The organism is Microbispora sp. ZYX-F-249 (genome assembly GCF_039649665.1).
In the GTDB taxonomy this organism is placed as follows: domain Bacteria; phylum Actinomycetota; class Actinomycetes; order Streptosporangiales; family Streptosporangiaceae; genus Microbispora; species Microbispora maris.
This window is the reverse complement of sequence record NZ_JBDJAW010000004.1, coordinates 352,216-372,904: the sequence shown is the minus strand read 5'-3', so window position 1 is coordinate 372,904 and position 20,689 is coordinate 352,216. Positions and strand designations below refer to the sequence as shown.

Here is a 20,689-nt window from a genome sequence, read left to right as displayed (position 1 = left end):
GCTCCCGCCCGAACCGCGTTCCTGAGCACCCCGGGGCACGCCCCGCCTCGATAGCCTTTGGCCATGACCAAGTGGGAATACGTCACCGTGCCGCTGCTCACGCACGCGACGAAGCAGATTCTGGACAATTGGGGCGAAGACGGGTGGGAGCTCGTCTCGGTCATCCCGGGGCCCAACCCGGAGCAGTTGGTCGCCTACATGAAGCGGCCCAAGTGATGGCGACCCCGGAGGAGCGCCTCGCCGAGCTCGGGCTCACGCTGCCCGAGGTCGTGCCCCCGCTGGCCGCGTACGTGCCCGCCGTACGGACGGGCGACCACGTCTACACCTCCGGCCAGCTCCCGCTCGTGAAGGGCGAGCTGGGCGTCACCGGCAAGGTCGGCGCGGAGGTGTCGGCCGAGGAGGCCAAGGAACAGGCGCGCATCTGCGCCGTCAACGCCCTGGCGGCCATCAAGGCCCTGGTGGGCGACCTGTCGCAGGTCGTGCGGATCGTGAAGGTGGTCGGGTTCGTCGCGAGCGCTCCCGGCTTCACCGGGCAGCCGCAGGTCGTGAACGGCGCCAGCGAACTGCTCGGCGAGGTGTTCGGCGAGGCGGGCAGGCACGCGCGGAGCGCGGTCGGCGTGGCCGTCCTCCCGCTCGACGCCCCGGTCGAGGTGGAGGTCATCGCGGAGGTCCGCTGACGGGTCCGTCCGGCTCACCGGAACCGGGGTTTGCGGTCTCGCGAAGGCGTGGGGGAGCATGGGGCCGGTTGAACCGATGGTTGTTCTGGAGGGCCTCATGGGGTTTCCGCTGCCCGGCGAGGTCGGCGAGCGGGCGCGGGAGATCCTCGCCGGCCGCCTGGCCCCCGTCCCCGCCCGGGACGCGGCCACGGTGGTGCTGCTGCGTGATGATCCCCTGGAGGTGTACCTCCTCAGGCGCACGGCCACGATGGCCTTCGCCGCCGGCGCCTACGTGTTCCCCGGCGGGTCGGTCGACCCGCGGGACGCCGATCACGCCGTGGCCTGGGCGGGCCCCTCGCCCGCCGAGTGGGGCGAGGTCTTCCGGGCCGACGAGAGCACGGCCCGGGGCCTCGTCTGCGCCGCCGTTCGCGAGACGTTCGAGGAGTCGGGCGTGCTCCTGGCCGGGCCCGGCCCGGACGCGGTGGTGACGGACACCACCGGACCCGGCTGGGAGGCCGACCGCCTCGCGCTGATCGCGCGCACGCTGTCGTTCGCCGAGTTCCTCGACCGGCGCGGTCTCGTGCTCAGGTCCGACCTGCTCAAGGCGTGGGCGCACTGGATCACGCCGGTCGTGGAGCCCCGGCGCTTCGACACCCGCTTCTTCGTGGCGGCCCTGCCCCCCGGGCAGCGTACGCGTGACGTGGGCGGGGAGGCGTCGGGGGTCGCCTGGATGCGGCCGCGGGACGCGCTGGCCGCCGCGAGGGCGGGCACGGCGCACCTGCTGCCGCCCACCTTCCGGACGCTGGCCGAGATGGCGGCGTTCGAGTCGGCCGGCGACGTGCTCGCCTGCCCCCGGTCGATCACGACCGTCCTGCCGGAACCCGCCGAGGTGGACGGGCGGATGGTGCTGATGTTCCCCGAGACAGGAGAGACGGGCGAGTGAGCGGGCTGCGCATCCCCGTGGAGGGACCGGACGGCGCGGGCACGGCGAGCGCCGTGAACGTGCTGGCGCCCAATCCGTCGCCGATGACCCTCGACGGCACCAACACGTGGATCGTCGGCGGGGAGCGGGCCGTGCTGGTCGTCGACCCCGGCCCCGACGACGAGGCCCACCTGCGGCGGGTCGCCGAGCGGGTGGACGGCCGCCGGGTGACCGCCGTCCTGCTGACGCACGGCCACTCCGACCACAGCGAGGGCGCGGGGACGCTCGCGCGGATGCTGGGCGCGCCGGTGCGGGCGCTCGACCCCCGGCACCGTCTGGGCGAGGAGGGCCTGGGCGACGGCGACGTCGTCACGGCCGGCGACGTGGAGGTGCGGGTCGTCGGCACGCCGGGCCACTCGTTCGACTCGCTGTGCTTCTGGCTGCCCGGCGACCGGGCCATGCTCACCGGCGACACCGTCCTCGGCCGGGGCACGACCGTGATCGCCCCCGACGGGAACCTCGGCGACTACCTGCGCAGCCTCGACAGGCTGCGGCAGGGGGCCGAGATGCTGGAGGCCGCGGCGCTGCTGCCCGGCCACGGGCCCGTGCTGCCCGACCCGTCCGGGGTGCTCGACGCGTACATCGCCCACCGGCGTGAGCGGCTGGAGCAGATCCGCGAGGCGATCCGCAACGGCGCGAGAGACGCCCGCGAGATCGTCGAGATGGTCTACGCCGAGGTGGACAGGACGCTGTGGCCGGCCGCCGAGATGTCGGTGGCGGCCCAGCTCGACTACCTGAAGAACCTTTAGCGCGAGCGGTTGTAGAGCCGCTCCCTGTCCATGATCACCACGGCCTTGGCCTCGATGCGCAGCCAGCCGCGCTGGGCGAAGTCGGCCAGGGCCTTGTTGACCGTCTCCCGTGAGGCGCCCACGAGCTGGGCGAGCTCCTCCTGGGTGAGGTCGTGGTGCACCCGGATGCCGTCGTCGGTCTTCTGCCCGAAACGGTCGGCCAGGTCGAGGAGCTGCTTGGCGACACGCCCCGGGACGTCGGTGAAGACGAGGTCCGCGAGCACGTCGTTCGTACGGCGCAGCCGCTGGGCCAGGGCACGCAGCAGGTGGAGGGCGACCTCGGGCCGGCCGGTCAGCCACGGCCGCAGGTCGTCGTGGCCCAGCCCCGCCAGGCGCACGTCGGTCAGCGCGATCGCCGAGGCCGTACGCGGCCGCGGGTCGAACAGCGACAGCTCGCCGAACATCTCGCCGGGGCCGAGCACGCTCAGCAGGTTCTCCCGGCCGTCGGGGGCGGTGCGCGCCAGCTTGATCTTGCCCTCGAGCACGACGTAGAGCCGGTCGCCCGTCTCGTTCTCACTGAAGAGGGTGCGGCCCTTGGGCAGCTCCACCTCGGTGATGCTCGCACGCAGAGCCGCGGCGCTCTCGCGGTCGAGCGCGGAGAACAGCGGCGCCTTGCTCAGTACTTCCTCGGTGCTCACGGTGCCTCCTTGCTGCGGGCGCGCTCGGTCGCCGGCTCCGTGCTAGCCATTGTGACCCACGCCTTCCGCGACGCATTACGGGGTGTCCCGTTGCGTGGCATGGCGTCGATCCCGGCTCGCAGTCGTGTGCGTGGTGCCTGGCGAAACAACACAATCTTGGCGGAAACCTATCCTTACGCCCATTGCGCGCTCGACCGGCTCGGGCGGCCGGACGTCCCCCTACGGGCTCAGTGTATTGCGCAGCGTAGGGACAAATTGGCAAATACAGGCCGCATATGTGGCATGTGTGACAAGGTTCCCGTCGCGGCGGACCGTGGGATGGGCGGTCGTCCGAGGCCCTACGCTTGCGGCATGGCGACGAACACGGCCGCTCCCCGACGGCGTCAGCGCCAGGCCGAGACCCGCCTGGGGCTGGTGCGGCGGGCGCGGCGGATCAACCGGATTCTGGCCGAGACCTACCCCGACGCCCATTGCGAACTCGACTTCGGCAACCCTCTGGAGCTGCTGGTCGCCACGATCCTCTCGGCGCAGTGCACGGACAAGAGAGTCAACATGGTCACGCCGGTGCTCTTCGCGAAGTACCGGACCGCGGCCGACTACGCCGGTGCCGATCGGGCCGAACTCGAGGAGATCATCAAGTCGACCGGCTTCTTCCGGGCGAAGGCCAACAGCATCATCGGGATGGCGCAGGCCCTTTGTGAACACCACAAGGGGGAGGTTCCGGGCAAGCTGGCCGACCTGGTCAAGCTCCCCGGCGTAGGCCGCAAGACCGCGAACGTCGTGCTCGGCAACGCCTTCGACGTCCCCGGCATCACCGTCGACACGCACTTCCAGCGGCTGACCAGGCGCTTCGCCTGGACGGCCGAGACCGATCCGGTGAAGATCGAGCACGAGGTCGGCGAGCTGATTCCCAAGTCCGAATGGACGATGCTGTCACATCGGCTGATCTGGCACGGCCGCCGCATCTGCCACGCGCGCAAGCCCGCCTGCGGCGTGTGCCCCCTCGCCGCGCTCTGCCCGTCGTACGGCACCGGCCCCACCGACCCGGACGAGGCGCGCAAGCTGGTGCGTCCGGGCCCGTTCTCGTGAATCCGCGGTGATCGGGAAGCTCGGACGTTCTTCCGTGGTTGTACGGCACGCCTGGGCCTGCTTGTGCCCCGTGTGACGATGTGGAGGTGGTCGTGGCTCCCGCTTGGCTGACGGAGCTGGCCGCGAAGGCAGCGCACAGCCCTGTCCCCACCGCGTTGCGGCCGCCGGCGAACGGCTCCGGCCGCTCGGCCGCGGTGCTGTTGCTGTTCGGCGAGGGGCCGGAAGGCCCCGACATCCTGCTCATCCAGCGCAGTTCGAAGGGCCGCGTGCACGCCGGCCAGCCCGCGTTCCCCGGCGGCGGCGTCGATCCCGGGGACGACGGCCCGATCGGCGCCGCGCTGCGGGAGGCGCAGGAGGAGACCGGACTCGACCCCGCCGGCGTCGAGGTCGTCGGGACAATGCCGGAGCTCTACGTATGGCGCAGCGACAACCGGGTGACGCCCGTGCTCGCCTGGTGGCACACGCCCTGCGCCGTGCACGCCGCGTCTCCCGACGAGGTCGAGGCCGTCGAGCGGGTCCCGGTCGCGGAGCTGGTCGACCCGGCCAACCGGCTGCGGCTGCGTCACCCGCGCGGCATCGCCCCCTCCGTGGCGTTCCGCGTACGCGGCCTGCTCGTGTGGGGCTTCACCGCCGGGGTGCTGGACGGCGTGCTCACGGCGGCCGGCTTCGAGCGCCCCTGGGACCGCTCACGTGTCGAGGATCTTCCTCCCGAGGTCGTCAACCTGGCCGCGCGGGGCTGAGCCGGCGGAGTGCTCGTACGCCGCGTATGGCGACGAGACCCGGCAGACGCCCGCACACGACGACTGGCGTGCCTATACCGTGGAAACTGTGCGCGGCGATCTTCTGGATCTCATCCTGATCGGCCTGGTGGTGGCCTTCGCGGTGTCGGGCTACCGGCAGGGCTTCATCATCGGGGCCTTCAGCTTCATCGGATTCGTCGGCGGCGCCATCCTGGGGTTGTTCATCGCGCCACCCCTGGCGGGAGCGATCGTCAGCGGCGACATCGAGCGGGCCCTGTTAGCCATCGTCATCGTCTTCCTGACGGCCACCGTCGGGCAGTTCGCGTCCTCCACCATCGGCGCCATGGCCCGTAGCCACGTCACGTGGGAGCCAGCCAAGGCGGTCGACGCCTTCGGCGGCTCGGTCGCCAGCGGCCTGTCGGTTCTGGCCATCGCCTGGTTGATCGGCTCCCTGATGGTCTCGATGAGCATCGGTCAGCCGCTGGTCAAGGACCAGATCAACGGCTCGGTGATCTGGCAGAGCGTCGACGACGCCATCCCGGACGGCGTGGGAGCGCTGCAGAAGCAATTCAGGGACTTCGTCAGCACCTCGGAGTGGCCGCAGGTCATCACCTCCATCGGCGGCCAGAACGTGCCGCCGCCGGACCAGAGCCTGATCAACGGCAGTCCCGCCCTCGTCCGGGCCCGCAGGGCGATCGTCAAGGTGCAGGGCACCGCACCGAGCTGCCGCAAGCGCATCGAGGGGACCGGGTTCGTCTACGCCCGGCAGCGGATCATGACCAACGCCCACGTCGTCGCCGGCGTCACGGAGGGGCTGCGGGTGACCGACTACGACGGCAACCAGTACGACGCCCGGGTCGTGCTGTACAACCCCGAGCGCGACATCGCGGTGCTGTTCGTCCAGGACCTCCCGATCGGCGCGCTGCGCTTCGACATGACCGCCGAGAAGGGCGACAGCGCGATCATCGCCGGGTACCCGAAGGGACAACCCTTCACACCGCGCGCCGCGCGCGTCAGGGTCAAGCAGCGCGCCGAGTCGTACGACATCTACAACCAGCGCAAGGTGGAGCGCGAGGTCTATGCCATCAGGGGCAAGGTCCAGCCCGGCAACTCGGGCGGGCCACTGCTGAGTCCGGAGGGCCGCGTGCTCGGAGTGATCTTCGCCGCCGCGACGGACCAGCCGGAGACGGGCTTCGCCCTCACGGCGGAGGAGGTCATGCCCGACGCGAAGGACGGTAGCGCCGCCGTGGTCCGTGTAGGCACGCAGGACTGCGACTGACGCGCCGGGCTATTCGCCGGGGGTCAGGCGGGCGAGGATGGCGGAGACGGCGGAGCCGGCGTCGGCGTTCCCCTCGTCGAGGACGGCCGTGATCGCGTCGGCCTCCACGGCCAGGGCCCGCAGGTCGAGTCCGTAGGGCCGGGTCGAGCCGTACGCGCCCAGCCGGGCGGATCCACGGGTCAGCAGGGCGGCGGCGCCGGCGAGGTTGCCGCGCTGGATGTGCGTGAGGCCGACGCATATCTGCGCGAGCCCCTGCCACAGCTCGCGCTCCTCGGCCGGGCCGGTCTTCCAGCGGGCCTCCAGCACCTCGTGGGCGTGGAACGGCCGGCCCGCGGCGAGCAGCTTCCTGGCCTCCTCCAGCGCCTCCCCGGCGGCGGGGGCGTAGTCGTCCGGCACCCTGGGTACTCCCTCGGTGCCTCTGGGGAGCGGCCTGCCGTACTCGTCGCGAGGACGTGCATTGCGGGGGCGGCCCGCTTCGTCACGGTCACGCATGATCTCTCCGCAGGGCGCGTGGGCGGTTCAGGGCGGCCGAAGCGCCGGCGATCTCCTGGAGCATCCTAGATCAACCAGGAAGTTGGGCCACTTCAGGGCACATTTCTACTATCTTCTACAAGATCACGGGTGTCGATCCGGCAGCCGGTCATGGCTGCGGGGGAGGACGGCTGCGGGGGGCGGGGCGCCGTCCGGCGTCTCAGCGGTCGGGTTCGGGGTCGGAGAGCCAGGAGATGAGCTCGGCGTTGAACTGCTCGGGCCGCTCCTCGTGCGGGAAATGCCCGGCGCCCTCGATCAGCCGCCATCGGTACGGCGCGGCGACGAACCTGCTGGAGCCCTGCGCGGTGCGCGGCAGGACGCACGGGTCGAGCGCCCCGTGCAGTTGCAGGGTCGGCGCCTCGATCTCGGCGCGCATCTGCCGGGCGTAGCGGAAGCCGTCCGGGCGGATCTGGGAGCGGGCGAACCAGCGGTAGTACTCCAGCGCGCAGTGGGCGACCGCCGGGATGCGCATCGCCTCCCGGTACACGTGTGTCACGCCGTCGCCCGGCCACTGCGGCCCGGCCCACTTCTGGACGAGCCGGCCCACCGCCGCGCCGCCCTTGCGGGTCAGCTTCCGCTCGGGCAGGAAGGGCAGCTGGAACCCCAGGGCGTAGCGGCTGGCCTTGAGCTGCCCCAGCGGATCGGTGAACAGCGCGGCGCGCAGGCGCAGCGGGTGCGGCGCCGACACCGCGACCAGCCGCCGCACCACCTTCGGGTCGAGGACGCCCATCGTCCAGCCCAGCAGACCACCCCAGTCGTGGCCCACCACGACGGCGCTCGTCTCGCCGAGTGCGCGCACCAGGCCCGCCGCGTCCACGGCCAGGGTGGGCAGGTCGTATCCGCGCGGCGGCTTGTCGCTGGTGCCGTATCCGCGCAGGTCGACGGCGACGGCGCGGTAACCGGCCGCGGCCAGCGCCGTGAGCTGGTGCCGCCAGGTCCACCAGAACTGGGGGAACCCATGCAGCAGCAGGACGAGCGGCCCGTCTCCGGCCTCGGCAACGTGGAACCGCACGCCGCCCGCGTGCACCGTCCGGTGCGTCCAGGGGCCGTCGACCTCGATCAGCGTCTCGTCAACCGGCATCGCTCACGGACTCCCGGTGGGCGCCCACCTGCCCGGCGGTCGGGCCGGTGTACGGCGGCGGCGCCGGGGCCGCGGGCCGCGGCGCAGCGGCCGGAACCTGCTCCGGCAGCTCCTCGGCCTCCTCCGGGCCCCCGAGGCCGCGCAGGCTCCGCCTGGTGCGCTTCATGCCGGTCAGCCCCTTGAGCCGCCGGTAGCCGATGAAGATCAGCAACCCGGCCATCAGGAGGTAGAACACGGTGACGATCGTGAACGCGAGCCAGGTGGCCAGCCCCACGGCCACGAGGGCGTACGCGATCGCGAAGGAGGCCAGGATCAGGCACAGGTGCCCGATGAAGGCCGCGGCGCCGAACAGCCCGGCGGCCATCCCGACCCGCTTCGCGTCGAACTTGAGCTCGGCCTTCGCCAGCTCGATCTCCGACCGTACGAGGGTCGAGATGTGATGGCTCGCCTGGGCGACCAGCGCACCGAGCGATTCGTCCTCGGGCATGAGCGATCTCCTATCTGCGACTATCAAACATCATCTCGTGCCCGTCCGCGCATGTGCACGCGAAGCCCTTCGCCTGTGGATGACCGCAGTCCGGAGGCCGCACAGGCGGGGACCTGCCCACAGACGGGCGGAATATGACGCCCCAGGCGATCTGCCCGCTCCCCGTTACGCCCGAACCCGTGGCGTGGGCGGAGACGAGGAAGGCGCGGACGCCGTACGTCCACGCCTTCCTCAAGAGATCGGGCGGCTCGCGATCAGTCGTCGCTCTTGGCGCTGGGCAGCTTCTCCGCGATCAGGTTCATGACCGAGCTGTCGGTCAGCGTGGTGACGTCGCCGAGGGAGCGGTTCTCCGCCACGTCGCGCAGCAGCCGGCGCATGATCTTGCCGGAGCGGGTCTTCGGCAGCTCGGGCACGACCAGGATCTGCCGCGGCTTGGCGATCGGGCCGAGCGTCTTGGCCACGTGGGCGCGCAGCTCGGCGGCGATGTCGTCGCTCTCCTCAGCGCTGCCGCGCAGGATCACGAAGGCCACGATGGCCTGGCCGGTCAGCGGGTCGGTGGCGCCCACGACGGCCGCCTCGGCCACCTTCGGGTGGCTGACCAGCGCGCTCTCGACCTCGGTCGTGGAGATGTTGTGCCCGGAGACGAGCATGACGTCGTCCACCCGGCCGAGCAGCCACAGGTCGCCGTCCTCGTCGCGCTTGGCGCCGTCGCCGGGGAAGTACATCCCCTCGAACCGCGACCAGTAGGTGTCGACGTAGCGCTTGTCGTCGCCCCAGATGGTCCGGAGCATGGCCGGCCACGGCTCGCGGACCACGAGGAAGCCGCCGCCGCCGTTCGGCACCGAGTTGCCCTGGTCGTCGACCACGTCGGCCGCGATGCCGGGCAGCGGCTGCATGGCGGCGCCGGGCTTGGCGGCCGTGACGCCGGGAAGCGGGCTGATCATGATGCCGCCCGTCTCCGTCTGCCACCACGTGTCCACGACGGGGCAGCGGCCGGCGCCGATGTGCTCGCGGTACCAGACGTACGCCTCGGGGTTGATCGGCTCGCCGACCGACCCGAGCACCCGCAGGGACGACATGTCGTACTTCGCCGGGATGTCGTCGCCCCACTTCATGAACGTACGGATCGCGGTGGGGGCGGTGTAAAGGATCGTGACCTTGTACTTCTGCACGATCTCCCAGAAGCGGCCGCGGTGCGGGGTGTCCGGGGTGCCCTCGTAGATCACGCTGGTCGCGCCGTTGGCGAGCGGGCCGTACACGATGTAGGAGTGCCCGGTGACCCAGCCGATGTCGGCCGTGCACCAGTAGATGTCGGTCTCGGGCTTGAGGTCGAAGACCGCGTCGTGGGTCCAGGCGACCTGGGTGAGGTAGCCGCCGGTGGTGTGCAGGATGCCCTTGGGCTTCCCGGTCGTGCCGCTGGTGTAGAGGATGTACAGCGGGTCCTCGGCGTCGTGCGGCACGGGCTCGTGCTCGGCCGGCTGGCGGTCCACGAGGTCGTGCCACCAGACGTCCCGGTCGCTCCACGCGACGTCCTGGCCGGTCCTGCGCACCACGAGGACGCGCTCGACACCGGGGCACTCGGCGACCGCCTCGTCGACCGTCGGCTTGAGCGCGCTCGGCGCGCCGCGGCGGAAGCCGCCGTCGGCCGTGACGACGACCTTGGCGTCCGCGTCGTGGATGCGGCTCTTCAGGGCGGAGGCGGAGAAACCGCCGAAGACCACCGAGTGGATCGCGCCGATCCGGGCGCAGGCCAGCAGGGTGATCGGCAGCTCGGGGATCATCGGCATGTAGACCGCGACCCGGTCGCCCTTGCGCACCCCCAGCTCCTGCAGCGCGTTGGCCGCCTTCGCGACCTCCTTCTGCAGGTCGGCGTAGGTGATCGTACGGCTGTCGCCCTCGGGCTCGCCCTCCCAGTAGTAGGCGACCTTGTCGCCGCGGCCGGCCTCCACGTGGCGGTCGACGCAGTTGTAGGCGACGTTGAGCTTGCCGCCGACGAACCACTTGGCGAAGGGCGGCTCCCACTCCAGCGTGGTGTCCCAGCGCTCCGCCCACGTCAGCCGCTCCGCGGCGCGCTCCCAGAAGGCGAGCCGGTCCCGGGCGGCCTCCTCGTAGGCGTCCGCCGTGACGTTCGCGGCCGACGCCAGGTCCGCCGGGGGCTCGAACCGGCGCGTCTCGCTCAGCAGGTTCGACAGCGTCTCCTGGGTTTCCTGACCGGGGGTCTCGGTGGCCACTCCGTGCTCCTTCAGCGTCTAAAAGGTTGTCTCTCGTTCGGCCGCCTCGGCCAAGCAGGGGTATGTCGTGTCCCACTTCACCAGGCGAGCGGTGTCAAGTACAAGTAATCGGGGTGGGGGCGTTTTGTCCGGTTACCGGCCTTTGGCCTGCAAACTTAGCCGCAGGCGAGGAGGCCGCCGAGACCGGTGTCGCCGTTGTGCGGTGAACGGCCGCACCTCCTCGGCGAACGACGTTCTACCGGCGGGTATGGTCGGGGGCTGTGAGCGATCCCCTGGCCGTCATCGCCGGGCTGCCCGGCGTGCCCGAGGCCGTACAGGAGGCCCGCGAGGCCGTCGACCGGCTCTACCGTCACCGGATCCTGCGCCGGCGCAGTCCTGAGGTGTCGGCCGAGTCGGCCCTGCGCGGCGCGCGTGCCTCCGCCGCGATCGAGGGTGTGGACGTGCCGCTCGAGCCGCTGCGCATGGGCGAGGTGACCGACCCCGTCGTGCAGGGCGCGCTGCGCGCCTCGGCCGAACTCGGCCGGCTGGCCCCCACGTGGCGGTCGGCGCCACGCCAGGTGCTCGCCCGGCTGCACGCGCTCGCGGCGGCAGGCCTGACCGCCGAGCCCGGCAGGCCGCGCACCGAGCCCACGACCGCCGATCCGCTCGGGCTCGGCCCGGCGCCCGGACCGGAGGAGACCGCGGCGCGCATGTCGGCCCTCGCCGGGCTGGTCACGGCCTCCGCAACGGCGCCCGCCCTCGTGCTCGCCGCGATCGTGCACGCGGAGCTGGCGGTGCTGCGTCCCTTCGGCGTGGCCGACGGCCTGGTCGCCCGGGCCGCAGAACGGCTCACGCTGGTCGACCTCGGTCTGGACCCCAAGTCGCTGGCCGTAGTGGAGGTGGGCCACGCCGCCCTCGGTGACGCGTACGCCGAAGGCCTCAGGGCGTACCTGAAGGGCACGGGCGAGGGCGTCGGCACGTGGGTGCGGCACTGTGCCTCGGCGGTCGTCCACGGCGTGCGCGAGACGACGGCGATCTGCGAGGCCATGTCCCGCTGACGCGCCCGCCGCCGGCTACGGCAGGGGCGTGGGCACCCGTGCGCAGCGTCGGCGGCGACGTGCGCGGCCGCGTGCGGAGCCGACGGTGGGCAGCGGTGGGACGACTCGCGCGGCCGCGTGTGGAGACGACCGGGCGCGGGCGCCGCTCGCGGACGGGCACCGTGGGCGGCCGTGATGACGTGCAGGCTCGGTGCGGGCGCGGGTGCGGGTGCGGGTGCGGGCGCCGATGTGCGGGGTGTGCCTGCGGGTGTGTGGACAAAGCAGACGGCGTCCCTGGTGTGGGACGCCGCCGCCAGTACGTGTCACCGGGTTACCAAGCGTGCACCTGAAATTGTCGGAGCGGGTCAAGCCCGTCTCGACACGCCTCCCGCGGCTGGTCGCGCGTGGGTACCCGATGCCGTACGCGGACCCGCAGGTCCGTAATCCCTTTTTACGTCCGTTCCCCCGGGATGAAAACCCCCGGTTCCAAGAGCTTTAGCGAGTCACCTGCGTCATTCCTATACCTTTGTCACCATTGATGCCGTATGTCGGTATGGCGGATGCGGTGGGTGACTCCCCGTGGTTGTCGTTCTCACCCGTTGCGACCGCGCCTGTCGACATGCCACACTGACTTTTGGAAAAAGTTTTACTCAGATTCGACAGGGTTCTCGACGTCCCTCTCGTGATCAGGCAGCATACGGTGTGTCTCTGATTCGGAACGGCGAGCGTCCCGGGGGTGACGGACCCTTGCCATGCCCCGGTCTCTTGTTTAAAGCTTTCTTGTAATACGGGACCGGCTCTACCCCCCCAGAGCCGGACCGCTACGGCGACCCCCGCTATCCCCCCCGGCGGGGGTCGCCCCTTTTCTTGATCTTATGGCGGGCTTTGCCGATCAGAGCGAACCGCTCGGTCTTGTCCACAGGCGGAGTCTCGTCCACAGAACGTGGTTCGCCGCCCCGGCCCGGTGGCGGTCGCTCGCATTGTGGTCCTCCCGAACGCCGAGTCGTCCCGGACGACAGGGAGACACCGATGCCACGCCCATTGGCCATAACCGACGACCAGGAACTCCTCGACGATCTGCTCCGCATCGCCGCCGCCGCGGGCGTCGAGCTCGACGTGGCCCACGCGGCCGCCCACGCCAGGCCGTACTGGCCCCGGGCGCCGCTGGTCGTGGTCGGCGGTGACCTGGCGGACGAGCTCGCCGCCACGAGTCCGCCGGCCCGGCGGAACGTGGTCGTCGTGACGCGGACGGCCGACGACCCCGACATGTGGCGCAGGTGCGTCGCCGTCGGGGCGCACACCGTGCTGGAGTTGCCCGAGGCCGAGCGGCTTCTCGTGGAGGAGTTCGGCGACGCGGCCGAACCCGCGACCAGGGCGGGCACGGTCGTGTGCGTCGCCGCGGGGAAGGGAGGCGCCGGTGCGAGCGTCCTCGCGGCGTCCCTGGCGTTGACGGCGTCCCGCGCCGGGCTCCGAACGCTCCTCGTCGACGCCGATCCGCTCGGCGGAGGCATCGACGTGCTGCTCGGCCAGGAGGAGGCCCTGGGCGCCCGCTGGCCCGACGTCGTCGGAAGGGAGGGCAGGGTGAGCTTCGCCGCCCTGCAGGAGGCGCTGCCCACCTTCGGCGAACTGACCGTGTTGTCGGCGCACCGCGGCGAGCCGGTGCGGATCCCCCGGGAGGCGATGCGCGTCGTGCTCGACGCCGCGCGGCGCGGCTGCGACCTGGTCGTGGTCGACCTGCCGAGGCATGCCGGCGAAGGCGAGGCGGAGGCCCTCGCCAGGGCCGCCGCGACGATCGTCGTCGTTCCCGCGGATCTGCGGGGAGCGCTCGCGACGGCCCAGACGGTGGCGCTGCTCCGGCCGGGGACCGGCGACCTGCGCCTGGTGATGCGCGCGGGAACGCTCGACCCGGAGGTCGTCGCGGCCTCTCTGTCGGTCCCGTGCGCGGGCGTGCTGCCGGAGGTGCGCGGGCTCGTGGAGACGCTGGATCGGGGCGATCCGCCGCCGCTGCGCCGTTCCCCGCTGGGCCGCTTCTGCGGGGAGCTGCTCGAGGCCCTGCTGGGCGGCTTCCCGACCGGCAGGACGGGCCGGCCCTCCATCGGGGCGGACGGCCCATGACCCGAGAAGGCCCGGTGACCGTTCCCGGCGTCGGCGCGGATCTCGTCGAGGCGGTCCGCGTACGGCTGTCGCAGACCGGCGCCGCTCCCACCGCGGCCCAGGTGGCGACGGCCCTGCGCGCGGAGCGTGCCGTGCTCGGCGACGCCGAGATCCTGGCCGTCGCACGCACGCTGCGCGCCCATCTCATCGGCGCGGGCCCCCTCGAGACCCTGCTGGCCGAGCCGGGCGTCACGGACGTCCTGGTCAACGGGCCGCGCGAGGTGTGGGTGGACGATGGGGACGGCCTGCGCAGGACGAACGTGACCTTCCCCGGAGACGACGAGGTCCGCAGGCTCGCCCAGCGTCTGGCCGCGTCGGCCGGACGTCGCCTCGACGACGCCTGCCCCTATGTGGATGCCCGGCTCGCCGGCGGCGTGCGCCTGCACGCGGTGCTCCCGCCCATCGCGGCGGAGGGGACCTGCCTGTCCCTGCGGCTGCCCTCGCGCCGGGCGTTCACGGTGGAGGAACTCGCCGCGGAGGACGGCGCCGCCGTGCTACGCGCGATCATGGCGGCACGGCTGGCGTTCCTGGTCACCGGGGGAACCGGCACCGGCAAGACGACGATGTTGAGCGCCATGCTCTCCCTCGCGGGCCCGGCGGAGCGCCTGCTGCTGGTCGAGGACTCCGCCGAGCTGCAACCCCCGCACCCTCACGTCGTACGGCTCGAGGCCCGGCCGCCGAACCTGGAGGGCGCGGGCGGGGTCGGGCTGCGCGATCTCGTACGGCAGGCCCTCCGGATGCGGCCCGACCGCCTGGTGGTGGGCGAAGTGCGGGGAGCGGAGGTCGTCGACCTCCTGGCGGCGCTCAACACGGGCCACGAGGGGGGCTGCGGGACGCTGCACGCCAACAACGCCGCCGACGTGCCCGCGCGGCTGGAGGCCCTGGCCTGCGCCGCGGGCCTGTCGAGGGAGGCGGTGCACAGCCAGATCGCCGCCGCGCTCGACCTCGTCATCCACCTCGTGCGGGACGCCGGCGGCGGACGTCGTCGCGTGGCGGAGATCTGCGTGCTCGAACGCGGCCCGTCCGGCCTGGTGACGGCGCTTCCGGCCGTGACCTTCGACCCGCACGGCAGGACGAGCCGAGGCCCGTCCTTCGACGTGCTGCGAGAACGGTGCGCCGGGTCGTGGCCCTCATGACGCTGCCGGACGGGCCTGTCCTGGGGCTGGTCGCGGTGCTCGCCGCCGCCCTCGCCACCTGGGTGTGGGCCGGGCCGGATTCCGGGACGACGCGGCTCGCGTCGCTCACCGGAACGAGGCGGGCAAGGGACCTGCGCAGGTTCTTGGCGGCCCTCACTCGCCGTCCACGACCCGGTGCGACGGCGGCGGCCTGGCGTGCGGCGTCCATCGAGCTGTGCCAGAGCCTGGCCGCCGAGCTGTCGGCGGGCAGGCCTCCCGGCGACGCCCTCGCGCGGGCGGTCTCCTCGGTCGGCCTGCCGGACCCCTCCGCGCTCGCCCCTGTGGTCGCCGCCGCCCGGGACGGCGGCGATGTCGCCGCGGCCCTGTCGAACGCCGCACCCGCCCGTGGTGGTGAAGGCCTGGTCAGGCTGGCCGCGTGCTGGCGGGTCAGCGTAGCCGTGGGCGGCGGCCTGACCGCGCTGGTGGAGCGGGTGAGCGTGTCCCTGCGGGAGGCGCAGGCCCACCGGGAGGAGGTGGCCGCACAGCTTTCCGGACCTCGGGCGACCGCCCGGATGCTCGCGGGCCTGCCCGTGCTCGGCCTGCTGATGGCCGCCGGCCTCGGGATGAATCCGCTGGCGTTCCTGCTCGGCGGCCCGGCGGGGTTGGCCTGCCTGGTCGTCGGGCTCACCCTCGACGCCGCCGGCGTCTGGTGGACACACAGGCTCGTGGCCCGGGCGGAAGAGCCGCCGGGATCCGCTCCCCGATGAGCGTGCCGGGAAGGGGTTCGAGACATGATCGCCGTGCTGGCCGGGGTCCTGACCACGCTGGCGGTGCTGACCTGGCCGGTCGCCCGTTCGCCGGTCGCGCGCCTGAACGCCATCGCGTCGTCGGCGCCGTCCCCGCAGACGCCGACGCAGGGGCCGCCCGGCCACACGCCGGTGGACGCGAGCGCGTCGCGCCGAGGAGCGGCCATCGCCGCGCCCGTGGGACTCGCGGTCCTCCTCCTTGTGGGAGGGCCGGTGGGAGCGCTTGCGGGGACGGCGACGGCCGTCGGCGTTTTCGTCGCCGTGCGCAGGCGGGAGCCCGCCGAAGTCAGGCGACGCCGGGAACGCGTCGAGGCCGACCTTCCGTTCGCCGTCGACCTGATCGTCGCCTGTCTGCGGGCCGGGCAACCGATGAGCGGGGCCGTCGAAACGACCGCGGCCGCCATCGCGGGTCCCGTCGGCGAACGCCTCTCGCGGGCCGGCGCTCAGATGCGCCTGGGTGCTCCTCCGGAGGAGGCCTGGGCCGCCCTGGCCGACGAGCCCGCGCTCGCCGCCTTGGCCAGGACGATGATCCGGGCCGCGCAGAGTGGTGCACCAGTGGCCGACGTCCTCACGCGGCTCGCCGACGATGCCCGGCGTACGGCTCGGGCGACCGCTTCGGCCGCGGCGCGAAGGGTGGGCGTGCAGGCCGTCGCGCCGCTGGGGCTCTGCTTCCTGCCGGCCTTCGTCTTCCTCGGGATCATTCCCATGGTGGCAGGACTGGCGGGGCAGATCCTCCTGCCGTGAACAACCTGTGGACAACGTCATCCACACCTGTGGACAGCAAGTGGGGTGAACGACCTGCAAGCTCCCATATCCCAGGCTGATGATCCACAGGCGAGGACGTGGCGGCTGTGGACAATCTCGTCGCAGGGCTCTTGTCCACAGAATCGCGCTCGGCTCGATTTTTGCCGTCCGCGATCCCGCAACCTGGCCCCAGCGTGGGCGGACGGGCCGCCCCGAGCGGGTCAGGAGGATCGATGAGCAAGCACGCCGCGACCGGCCGGAGGAAGCAGACGGGCACCCAGACGGGCACCGAGGCGGGCGTCCCGAGGGGCACCCTGCTCCGGCGGCGAGCCGGAGGCGCTGGGGGCCGTCACAGGGCGCGTCCGGCGCGATGGACGGCGCTCGCGCGTGCCGTGCGCAAGGCCGCGCTCGCGCGTGCTGTGGCAAGGGCGCTGTCCAGCCGCTCCGGACGCGGCTCCGTGTTCGCCCGCTCCTGCCGGTGGGCAGGAGCGGGCGGCTCGCAGGGCTTGAGGTCGTCGACGTGGTCGGGCCGAGGGGCGGCGTTCGGTCGCCTGGGACGGTGGGCGGTCGCCGGCCTCCGGGTGGGAGGCCACCCCCTGCGGCGGACGTGTGCCGCGCTGCGGCGTGCCGCCGCCCGATTCTCGTGCCGTGCCCAGGAGTTGAGCATCCAGTGGACGGTTCAGGCGGGGACGAGGGCCGAGGCGGGCATGTCGACCGCGGAGTACGCCGTGGGCACGATCGCCGCCTGCGGGTTCGCCGCACTGCTCTGGAAGGTGGTCACGAGCGCCGAGGTGAGGTCCATGCTCGCCGCGCTCATTCAGAAGGCCCTGAAACTGGCCGCCTGAGGCCACCGGTGGTGCGCCGACGTGCCCGGGTGCCGCGACGTCGCATGGCTGACGTGTGGCATCGGCGAGATCGAGGTTCGGTGACCGCGGAGACCGCCGTCGCCCTTCCGGCCCTCGTGCTGGTGCTGTCGGCCGCTCTGTGGGCGGTGACGATCACGGGTGCTCAACTGCGATGCGTCGACGCGGCGCGGGCCGGTGCACGCGCCGCGGCACGGGGCGAGGCCGCCGAGGAGGTGAGGACGGTGGTCCTGCGGTTGGCTCCCGAGGGCGCCACGGTGTCCATTCGCACGGGAGCCGACACCACCCGGGTGGAGGTCATCGCCACTATCAGGCCGCCGTTCAGGTCGCCGCTCCCGCCGGTTCGCCTCCGCGCCGCCGCCGTCTCCGCCACCGAACCCGGCGTCCTTGCGCCGCTCTCGACGGCTGCGGAGCCGGCCCGGTCTCCGAGCCGCACGGGAGACCTCGCCTCCCCGGAGCCGGGCGAACACGAATGAGGGGCGCGCATCGGCCGGTCCCTGTGCCGGGGGTGCGTGCAGGTGCGGACTGCCTCCGGCCGGAGGAGCGCGCGTGGCGGATCGCTCGGACAGCGAGGACGCGTGGACGACGGAATCGTCGCGGACATTGTCGCGGACATTGAGGCAGGCGAATGAGATCTCGGACCTTGGAGAACGGGACCCGCCGCCCACGGGAGCGCGGCTCGGCGACCATCTGGACGATCGCGCTCATGACCGCCGTCTGGACGGTGGCGATGGTCGTCGTCCAGGTGGGCGTGGCCCGTGTGGCGCGGCACCGGGCGCAGAGCGCGGCCGACCTCGGCGCGCTCGGGGCCGCCCGCGTGGCCCTGGCGACGCCGGACGAGGCGTGTGATCGCGCGAAGGCGATCACGACGGTCAACGGTGCGTCGTTGCGGTCGTGCGCGCTGTCGGACGGCGTCGCCGATGTCACGGTGACGGTGCGCTTCGCGGTCCCCCTCCTCGGTCCCGCGACGGCCGTCGCTTCCGCCAAGGCCGGTCCGGTCGGTGCGGCGGCGTGAGGGGCGGATCATTACCGCACGGCGAGGGCCGTCGTCGGAGCCACCGTCCCGCCCGCAGTCGTCGAGTCGAGGTGAGACGCCACCAGCAAGAAAGGCTTTTTGGAGCTTCCGTAATACCGCACCACTTGTGTCGCAATAGAATCACGACTTCTTAGACATACGGTCCAAGAGCGGACGGTTGGCATAAAGTGCCGCGTACTCTCAGTCGCCCTACGCATCGGCGGAGGCGGCCGGGGGCGGACGGTTCTCCACGAAGGGATGCGTCGTGACCAGGGTTCGCAGGCTGGGCACAACGGCGGTGATCGTTTCGGCGGCTCTGGCATCCGCGCTGGTGGTCGGTGCCGCACCGGCGTACGCGGCCGATGCCGAGATCCTGTCGCCCGGGGACGGGGAGGTCCTCAAGTCGTCGCGGCCGGTGACCGTGTCCGCGAAGACGGACTGGTACCAGGTCAGCATGTCCCTGTACGTCGAGGGCCCGTCCGTGTCCCGGCAGAAGATCGCTGCCGGGGGCGCGAACCAGACGATCAGCGGCTCCTTCGACCCCGGTGATGCCCCCAACGGCATGTTCACGGTCAGCCTGTTCGGGGAGGTCACGCACAAGACCTACGCCACCTCGACCTTCGTGCTCAGCCGTCCGCCGGAGGCGCCGTCCGGGGTCGAGGCGCAGCTCAAGGACTCCTCGACGATTCAGGTCAGCTGGGCGAAGGGCGCAGAACCGGATCTCCAGTCCTACGAGATCACCTCGGTCAAGGCCGGCAAGTCCGGCTCCGTCTCCGCCGACTCCGCCTGCTCGGGCTCGACCTGTCAGGCGAGCCTCGCGCTCCCGGCCGGTCTGGGCGGGCAGAAGGTGGACGTCTCCGTCCGGGCGTTCCGGTCGGACGGCCTCGGCGGCACGGTCGGTTCTCAGCGCTCCTCGGCCCCTGCCGTGCCCGTTCCCGCTCCGAAGGCTTCCCCGAGCCCCTCGCCGACACCGTCGAAGAAGCCGGACCAGTCGGCGGCCAAGCCGCCCGTCGCCAAGACCCCGAAGGCGCATCAGCCCACCGCGGTGCCGAAGCCGGAACCGGCACTGCCCACGGACACCACGCTGCCCAAGGACACGGAACTGCCGAAGGACACCGAGCTCACGCTGCCGGAGGCGAACGGCGGCAGTGACCAGACCGAGCCCGTGGTCGTCCCGGAGAAGACCGGCGATCCGAAGATGACGGCCCAGTCATCCTTCCTGCCGCTCGACGGGCTCAACTTCGGCGTGTACGTCGCGCTCGCCGTCGTCCTGCTGCTCACGGGCGCGAACCTGGGCGCCTGGCTGCGGCGCAAGGGCTTGACCGGGGACACCGCGGGCAACGGACAGCCCGGAGGTTCGGGGGCACAGCGGACGACCGGGGAGACGGGCGCCTCGCCGGAGGCCGCCACGGTGGTCGGTGGCGCGGCCATGCTCGGCGGTGCCGCGGCGAAGGCCCGGGGGACCACACCGGTACGACGTCCCTCCGTCATCCTGGCCAGGCCCAAGGCCCGCGCAGACCATCCGGAGACGGAGATCGACACCGGCGCCGGAACGGGCGACGTCGCCGCCACGACCGAGAGCACGATGCCGGGCACGGGCATCGACTCGGAACAGTGGGCCACGCTGTCCGATCAGGAGTCGGCCCACCTTGTTCCCCGGCAGGACCAGCAGGAGGCCATCACCGAGGTCATCGGCGACGAACCAGCCGCGGCCGAGGCGACTTCGACCTCTCCCGCAGCCGGGGACCGGACCTCCGGCGCCCCGGCCGACGGCGCCCACTCCGCCGCCGGGGTCGATCTTCTCCCCACCGGCGTCGGCACGTTCAGCCTCGGCGAACCGGCTTCCGACGGCCCCGCTTCGGGCAATCCCCAGGCCGACGGCCCCGCTTCGGGCAGTCCCCAGGCCGACGGCCTCGCCATCGGCACCCGTCAGGCCGACGGCGCGGCTTCCGGCATTCATCAGGCCGGTGGCCCCGCTTCCGGCACCCACCAGACCGGTGATCCCGCTTCCGGCACGCACCACGCTGACGGCGCGGCTTCCGGCATTCATCAGGCCGGTGATCCCGCACCCACCGTCACTTCGACGAACGGTGCTCCCGCGGACTCCGCCGCAGCGGACGTGGTTCTCCCCGCACGGCTGTCCGAGGACCTTCCGGCATCGCGCGTCCTCGCCGAAGGCGAACCGCCTGTGCGGTCCGGACTGGACCGGCTGGCATCGCTTCCTCCGCTGACGGCCTCGCTGGGCGGTGCCGGGCAGGCGGCCCCCGCCCACGTGCCGCTGTCCGCGGACGGGCGGCCCGGCCAGATGCCGGTGGTCCCGGCGCCGGCGGTGCCCGCGGGCGCGGCGGTCAGCGGCCAGATGCCGGAACGGCCTCTCCGCCAGCCCGAACCGGACGTCTGGACGGAGGACGACGACAGCTCCTACTCGGGCAGCCACCGCGACCTCTGACGGTCGCCAGTCCCTGTTCCTGCCC

The 20,689-nt window shown here is 72.4% G+C and carries 21 protein-coding genes; 16 read left to right on the top strand and 5 right to left on the bottom strand.

Annotated features, from left to right (window positions below):
• Positions 1-63: 63 nt before the first annotated feature.
• The 4 genes from sp36 to AAH991_RS08215 all read left to right on the top strand — a co-directional run bounded on the left by sp36 (position 64) and on the right by AAH991_RS08215 (position 2,387).
• Entirely contained in the window at positions 64-216 is a 153-nt protein-coding gene (gene sp36 / locus AAH991_RS08230) for a Sp36 family protein (RefSeq protein ID WP_076440089.1), read from the top strand.
• Positions 216-677 carry a RidA family protein gene (locus AAH991_RS08225; protein WP_346225140.1) on the top strand — a complete coding sequence of 154 codons (462 nt, stop codon included), beginning with the start codon at positions 216-218 and terminating at the stop codon, positions 675-677. Before sp36 ends, AAH991_RS08225 begins: the two co-directional genes overlap by 1 nt.
• Before the next feature lie 97 nt (positions 678-774).
• Positions 775-1,599, top strand: coding sequence for an NUDIX hydrolase (locus tag AAH991_RS08220; protein ID WP_346225139.1), 825 nt, complete (start codon positions 775-777; stop codon positions 1,597-1,599).
• The gene (locus AAH991_RS08215) at positions 1,596-2,387 is read left to right on the top strand and encodes an MBL fold metallo-hydrolase (RefSeq protein WP_346225138.1); all 792 of its coding nucleotides are present in this window, start codon (positions 1,596-1,598) and stop codon (positions 2,385-2,387) included. Before AAH991_RS08220 ends, AAH991_RS08215 begins: the two co-directional genes overlap by 4 nt.
• On the opposite strand, the gene AAH991_RS08210 is transcribed toward AAH991_RS08215, so the two are convergent.
• Positions 2,384-3,064, bottom strand: a complete 681-nt coding sequence (locus AAH991_RS08210) for a Crp/Fnr family transcriptional regulator (RefSeq protein ID WP_169949820.1) — start codon at positions 3,062-3,064, stop codon at positions 2,384-2,386. The two genes, AAH991_RS08215 and AAH991_RS08210, sit on opposite strands and share 4 nt — an antisense overlap.
• Positions 3,065-3,415: 351 nt before the next feature.
• Between AAH991_RS08210 and nth the strand changes: the two genes are divergently transcribed.
• The 3 genes from nth to AAH991_RS08195 all read left to right on the top strand — a co-directional run bounded on the left by nth (position 3,416) and on the right by AAH991_RS08195 (position 6,172).
• Positions 3,416-4,153, top strand: coding sequence for an endonuclease III (nth, locus tag AAH991_RS08205; RefSeq protein ID WP_346225137.1), 738 nt, complete (start codon positions 3,416-3,418; stop codon positions 4,151-4,153).
• Between the two features lie 92 nt (positions 4,154-4,245).
• Positions 4,246-4,893, top strand: a complete 648-nt coding sequence (locus AAH991_RS08200) for an NUDIX hydrolase (protein WP_428833957.1) — start codon at positions 4,246-4,248, stop codon at positions 4,891-4,893.
• Positions 4,894-4,981: 88 nt separating this feature from the next.
• Positions 4,982-6,172, top strand: a complete 1,191-nt coding sequence (locus tag AAH991_RS08195; protein WP_346225135.1) for a MarP family serine protease — start codon at positions 4,982-4,984, stop codon at positions 6,170-6,172.
• Positions 6,173-6,181: 9 nt separating this feature from the next.
• Here AAH991_RS08195 and AAH991_RS08190 read toward each other — a convergent pair whose 3' ends face one another.
• The 4 genes from AAH991_RS08190 to acs all read right to left on the bottom strand — a co-directional run bounded on the left by AAH991_RS08190 (position 6,182) and on the right by acs (position 10,502).
• Positions 6,182-6,568 (bottom strand): DUF309 domain-containing protein, encoded by a 387-nt coding sequence (locus tag AAH991_RS08190; protein WP_346225134.1) that lies wholly within the window; start codon positions 6,566-6,568, stop codon positions 6,182-6,184.
• Between the two features lie 295 nt (positions 6,569-6,863).
• Complete coding sequence (locus AAH991_RS08185; protein WP_346225133.1) at positions 6,864-7,784, bottom strand: alpha/beta fold hydrolase; 921 nt, start codon at positions 7,782-7,784, stop codon at positions 6,864-6,866.
• Complete coding sequence (locus AAH991_RS08180) at positions 7,774-8,271, bottom strand: phage holin family protein (protein WP_346225132.1); 498 nt, start codon at positions 8,269-8,271, stop codon at positions 7,774-7,776. Before AAH991_RS08180 ends, AAH991_RS08185 begins: the two co-directional genes overlap by 11 nt.
• Before the next feature lie 254 nt (positions 8,272-8,525).
• Entirely contained in the window at positions 8,526-10,502 is a 1,977-nt protein-coding gene (gene acs / locus AAH991_RS08175) for an acetate--CoA ligase (protein WP_346225131.1), read from the bottom strand.
• A 260-nt stretch (positions 10,503-10,762) separates the two neighbouring features.
• On the opposite strand from acs, the gene AAH991_RS08170 reads away from it, so the two are divergent.
• The 9 genes from AAH991_RS08170 (at position 10,763) to AAH991_RS08130 (ending at position 20,664) form a co-directional block, all read left to right on the top strand.
• Positions 10,763-11,539 (top strand): Fic family protein, encoded by a 777-nt coding sequence (locus AAH991_RS08170; protein ID WP_346225130.1) that lies wholly within the window; start codon positions 10,763-10,765, stop codon positions 11,537-11,539.
• A 1,008-nt stretch (positions 11,540-12,547) separates the two neighbouring features.
• Positions 12,548-13,633 carry a septum site-determining protein Ssd gene (gene ssd, locus AAH991_RS08165; protein WP_346225129.1) on the top strand — a complete coding sequence of 362 codons (1,086 nt, stop codon included), beginning with the start codon at positions 12,548-12,550 and terminating at the stop codon, positions 13,631-13,633.
• On the top strand, positions 13,630-14,808 hold the full coding sequence (locus AAH991_RS08160) for a TadA family conjugal transfer-associated ATPase (protein ID WP_346225128.1): 1,179 nt from the start codon (positions 13,630-13,632) through the stop codon (positions 14,806-14,808). Before ssd ends, AAH991_RS08160 begins: the two co-directional genes overlap by 4 nt.
• Positions 14,805-15,554, top strand: a complete 750-nt coding sequence (locus AAH991_RS08155; protein WP_346225156.1) for a type II secretion system F family protein — start codon at positions 14,805-14,807, stop codon at positions 15,552-15,554. The genes AAH991_RS08160 and AAH991_RS08155 overlap by 4 nt, the downstream gene beginning before the upstream one ends.
• Before the next feature lie 24 nt (positions 15,555-15,578).
• Positions 15,579-16,337, top strand: a complete 759-nt coding sequence (locus tag AAH991_RS08150) for a type II secretion system F family protein (RefSeq protein WP_346225127.1) — start codon at positions 15,579-15,581, stop codon at positions 16,335-16,337.
• 233 nt (positions 16,338-16,570) lie between these two features.
• The gene (locus AAH991_RS08145) at positions 16,571-17,182 is read left to right on the top strand and encodes a DUF4244 domain-containing protein (protein ID WP_346225126.1); all 612 of its coding nucleotides are present in this window, start codon (positions 16,571-16,573) and stop codon (positions 17,180-17,182) included.
• 80 nt (positions 17,183-17,262) lie between these two features.
• Positions 17,263-17,676, top strand: a complete 414-nt coding sequence (locus tag AAH991_RS08140; protein ID WP_346225125.1) for a TadE family type IV pilus minor pilin — start codon at positions 17,263-17,265, stop codon at positions 17,674-17,676.
• Positions 17,677-17,828: 152 nt separating this feature from the next.
• Complete coding sequence (locus AAH991_RS08135) at positions 17,829-18,215, top strand: Rv3654c family TadE-like protein (RefSeq protein WP_346225124.1); 387 nt, start codon at positions 17,829-17,831, stop codon at positions 18,213-18,215.
• Positions 18,216-18,480: 265 nt separating this feature from the next.
• Positions 18,481-20,664, top strand: a complete 2,184-nt coding sequence (locus AAH991_RS08130) for a hypothetical protein (protein WP_346225123.1) — start codon at positions 18,481-18,483, stop codon at positions 20,662-20,664.
• The last annotated feature ends 25 nt before the right edge of the window (positions 20,665-20,689 follow it).

What these genes read in the sequence shown, in the direction of transcription:
- sp36 (WP_076440089.1), top strand. Translation starts at nt 64, where the DNA reads ATGACCAAGTGGGAATACGTCACCGTGCCGCTGCTCACGCACGCGACG.
- AAH991_RS08225 (WP_346225140.1), top strand. Translation starts at nt 216, where the DNA reads ATGGCGACCCCGGAGGAGCGCCTCGCCGAGCTCGGGCTCACGCTGCCC.
- AAH991_RS08220 (WP_346225139.1), top strand. Translation starts at nt 775, where the DNA reads ATGGGGTTTCCGCTGCCCGGCGAGGTCGGCGAGCGGGCGCGGGAGATC.
- nth (WP_346225137.1), top strand. Translation starts at nt 3,416, where the DNA reads ATGGCGACGAACACGGCCGCTCCCCGACGGCGTCAGCGCCAGGCCGAG.
- AAH991_RS08185 (WP_346225133.1), bottom strand. Translation starts at nt 7,784, where the DNA reads ATGCCGGTTGACGAGACGCTGATCGAGGTCGACGGCCCCTGGACGCAC.
- AAH991_RS08180 (WP_346225132.1), bottom strand. Translation starts at nt 8,271, where the DNA reads ATGCCCGAGGACGAATCGCTCGGTGCGCTGGTCGCCCAGGCGAGCCAT.
- ssd (WP_346225129.1), top strand. Translation starts at nt 12,548, where the DNA reads ATGCCACGCCCATTGGCCATAACCGACGACCAGGAACTCCTCGACGAT.
- AAH991_RS08160 (WP_346225128.1), top strand. Translation starts at nt 13,630, where the DNA reads ATGACCCGAGAAGGCCCGGTGACCGTTCCCGGCGTCGGCGCGGATCTC.
- AAH991_RS08155 (WP_346225156.1), top strand. Translation starts at nt 14,805, where the DNA reads ATGACGCTGCCGGACGGGCCTGTCCTGGGGCTGGTCGCGGTGCTCGCC.
- AAH991_RS08150 (WP_346225127.1), top strand. Translation starts at nt 15,579, where the DNA reads ATGATCGCCGTGCTGGCCGGGGTCCTGACCACGCTGGCGGTGCTGACC.
- AAH991_RS08145 (WP_346225126.1), top strand. Translation starts at nt 16,571, where the DNA reads ATGAGCAAGCACGCCGCGACCGGCCGGAGGAAGCAGACGGGCACCCAG.
- AAH991_RS08135 (WP_346225124.1), top strand. Translation starts at nt 17,829, where the DNA reads ATGAGATCTCGGACCTTGGAGAACGGGACCCGCCGCCCACGGGAGCGC.